2 protein-coding genes are annotated in these 2,526 nt (G+C 62.5%); one reads left to right on the top strand and one right to left on the bottom strand.

Annotated elements, in window-relative coordinates; genetic code table 11:
• Positions 1 to 212: 212 nt before the first annotated feature.
• A complete protein-coding gene (locus KAZ48_11830; protein MBP7973480.1) occupies positions 213 to 839 on the top strand; it encodes a vitamin K epoxide reductase family protein in 627 nt (208 codons plus the stop codon).
• A 16-nt stretch (positions 840 to 855) separates the two neighbouring features.
• On the opposite strand, the gene KAZ48_11825 is transcribed toward KAZ48_11830, so the two are convergent.
• Positions 856 to 2,226: a hypothetical protein gene (locus KAZ48_11825; GenBank protein ID MBP7973479.1), complete on the bottom strand. Its 1,371-nt coding sequence runs from the start codon at positions 2,224 to 2,226 to the stop codon at positions 856 to 858.
• Positions 2,227 to 2,526: the final 300 nt, after the last annotated feature.

The following is a 2,526-nucleotide window of genomic DNA, read 5'->3' as shown; positions in this document are numbered from 1 at the left end:
TTGGCGATGCGCCGCGGGTGGGACGAGGTTCACCGCAGCGACGCCACTACGCCAAACGAGTTGGATGTGCTGGGTGAACCGTTGCGTCCTTACCGGAGCATCGTCGCCTGGTACTGCTGGCGGCAGGTCGACGGTGACAATCCGTCATGGTGAGCCCCTCGGACGGATTCCGGTGAGGGAAACGCTCAGCACACCGTGAGAGCCTGTACCCCGTGACTGAGCAGGAGGTCGTGGACCCCGTGGCTGAGCCGGAGGGCGATCCGGACCCGGCCCTACGAACGCACCGGGGTGCTTTTGTCGAGATGCTCATCTCCAGCATCCTGGGGTTAATCGCATCGCTGGTCCTCTCCGCCGAGGCCGTCACGTTGGCGGCGAACCCCGACGCGGTGCTGTCTTGCAACATCAATTCAAAGATCTCCTGCGGCGCCGTCGGGAACTCCTGGCAGGCGTCTGTCCTTGGATTCCCCAATGCTTTTCTCGGCCTGATCGCCGAGGCAGTGGTCATCACGATCGCCGTGGCAGCACTCGGTGGCGTGCGCTTCCCCCGCTGGTTCATGGTGAGCGCCCAGGTGGTCTATTTCATCGGGTTCGCGTTCGCGTACTGGCTGTTTTACGAGGCCTACTTTGTCATCGGCGCACTGTGCCCGTGGTGTTTGTTGATCACCGTGACGACGACTTTGGTGTTCGTCTCCTTCACCCGAGTCAACATCCTAGAAGGCAACCTAGGTCGAGGCACCAAGCGCAGACTCGAACGTCCCCTCGACCTTGGTGCGGACGTCGCACTTTCGGTGATCCTGATCGCCCTGCTCGCCGGCGCTGTGCTCTACAAGTACATGTAGCAGTACGCCCGAACCGTCACCAGGGGATCTGGATATCGGCAGCGACCGGATTGTGATCGGAAACGAATGGCGTCGCGTAGCGCGAACCATTCAACCGAGCCAACATCTCCCAGCGCACCGCCGGTGCGCCATCGGTCATCACGTAGTCGACGTGGTAGCCGCCCACGGCTGGCGTGGTCCTCAACGAGTTATAGCTGTTGAGGTTGGCCCGGATCGTGCGCGGTGCGGTCTCAACGGAGTTGGCGATGCGGTAGCCGTCGAACACCCTCGCTGGTGCGTCGTAGACGTACTTGTGAGCACGGTTGGAGTTGAAATCACCGACATACATAGTCGGCAATCCCCAGCGGTTGAACCCCCGGACTGCGCGCACCAAGGTTCTGGTCTGTCCAGCGCGTTCATCGCTTGCTGCACGGCCGGCGAGGTTGCTCAGGTGGGCACTGACGAAAACGAACTGGGCGCCGGTTGAGTTCTCCTCAAACCGCTGCAACATCCCGTATCGAGTTCCTGACCGCGCCGGCAGTGCAATCAGTCGACCAGTTCCGACCGGCTTCACCAAGTACCGGTGATACAGAATCCGACCACCCGTGCTGTTGCCGCCCCGTGAGTTGAAAATCGGCGCCTCGGAGTAGGAACTGCCGACTCTGGACATGATGCGTCCGACCAGCTCGGTGTTGACCTCCTGGAGGCCAACGGCGGCGAAGTTCGCGTTGTTGATGACTGAGCCGATGAGGTCGACGCGCGCATCGGAGTTGGGCAAAGACCCGCCACCGCGGAACACGTTGAACGTGCCCGCCCGAACGGTGACCGAGCTCGAGTTGTGCACTGCTGACTTGACTGCGGGACGACCCATGCGACTACCGCACAGCCCACGGACCTGGAAGAAGTATCGAGTGCCGCGTTGAAGGTTCGGGACATCGAAGCGCGGGATCACACTGCGGGATTTGTAGACGAGAGCACCGCGGAAGCCGGAATTGTTCGCGACGACGATTCGGTAGGCGCATGCCCTGGTTGCTGGTCGCCAGGTCAGCGTCGTCGCGCGATGCGCGGGAGCGGAAACCCGCAATCCGGTCAAAGCGGCGATCCGCTTCGACTTCTTCTTTTTCTTCTTCTTCTTGCGACTTGCGACCATCGCCGCGACCGAACTCGGCGCGGCAGGCGCGTGCGCGGTCAGCGTCGGAGTTGAAGCGGTGGCACTGAGGGCCGGGAGGCCGACGACTCCGCTGGCAACGAGGCCGATAGCCATCGCCGATGCGATGGTCGCGCGACGGCTAGGGGCACCTAACCCCGCAGCCTGCCTGCCCTGGTCGCCCATAACGTCCTCACTGCCGATCTGTCGCTGTCGCTTGTCGACCTGCGCCGACTGATGGCCGCACGGATCTAGTCCCACGCCTCACCGGTTTCATCGGCCGGTTCGACTCGCTAATCAAGCCGATCGCGGGCTTCACCAGGCAACGCCACCCGTTTGGCTCATGGCTACCTTGCGCGAGCACGCGAGTTGAAGCAAACGGGGCGCCGATCATGCCGCCAGATAGTTACCCCGGGCAACCACCAGGGGCGAGGGCAATCGGGCATGCTGATCACGTGCGGTACGGATCACTGACCCAGACGGGGTTCGCGATCGCGCTGTTGGCGCTCATCACCGTTGGGGTAATGGGTTTTGCGGGGATTCGACAACGGCTCGACTACC

This window comes from Candidatus Nanopelagicales bacterium, assembly GCA_018003655.1.
Classification (GTDB): domain Bacteria; phylum Actinomycetota; class Actinomycetes; order S36-B12; family UBA10799; genus JAGNDY01.
This window is presented reverse-complemented; position numbering and strand designations above follow the sequence as displayed.